At 71.3% G+C, this 673-nt stretch carries 2 protein-coding genes; both read left to right on the forward strand.

Annotated elements, in window-relative coordinates; genetic code table 11:
* The coding region (locus tag AOK01_RS39460) for a MerR family DNA-binding protein (protein ID WP_157871669.1) at nt 1-297 on the forward strand (297 nt) is incomplete at its 5' end.
* On the forward strand, nt 294-626 hold the full coding sequence (trxA, locus tag AOK01_RS39465) for a thioredoxin (RefSeq protein ID WP_055520387.1): 333 nt from the start codon (nt 294-296) through the stop codon (nt 624-626). The genes AOK01_RS39460 and trxA, both read left to right, overlap by 4 nt.
* The last annotated feature ends 47 nt before the right edge of the window (nt 627-673 follow it).

Raw genomic sequence — 673 nt, forward strand, 5'->3', positions numbered from 1 at the left:
GACTTCGGGTTCGACCTGGAGGAGACGCGGCCCTTCGTGGAGTGCCTGCGCGCCGGACACCCGGAGGGCGACGCCTGCCCGGCCTCGCTCGCCGTGTACCGGCGCAAGCTGGGCGAGCTCGACGCGCTGATCGACGAGCTGCGGTCCGTACGCGAACAGGTCGGCGCGCAGTTGGCGCGGGCCGAGCACGCGATGGGCGAGCTGGCGGCCGAGGCGACGGCGGTTCCGGGCGGCCCGGACCCCGTATGCGCGGTGTTTCCCCCGGAAGCACCCCGGACAGAGAGGCGGACACAGTGATCAAGGCAGCAGGCGTGGCCGAGGTGACGGACGCGGACTTCGCGGCGGAGGTGATCGCGGCGGAACTGCCCGTACTGGTCGAGTTCACCGCGGACTGGTGCCCGCCGTGCCGGCAGATCGCGCCGGTGCTGAGCGCCGTCGCCGCCGAGGAGGGCGACCGGCTCAAGGTGGTGCAGCTGGACGTGGACACGAACCCGGAGACCACGAACGCGTACGGAGTGCTGTCGATGCCCACCCTCATGGTGTTCCGCGACGGACAGCCGGTGAAGTCGATGGTGGGCGCCCGCCCCAAGCGGCGGCTGCTGGAGGAACTGGCCGACGTGCTCTGACCGTTCCCCGCGGTCCTCTCGGCATACAAAGAAATCCCCCGCAGGCA

It is taken from the genome of Streptomyces aurantiacus (assembly GCF_001418335.1).
GTDB classification, from domain to species: domain Bacteria; phylum Actinomycetota; class Actinomycetes; order Streptomycetales; family Streptomycetaceae; genus Streptomyces; species Streptomyces aurantiacus.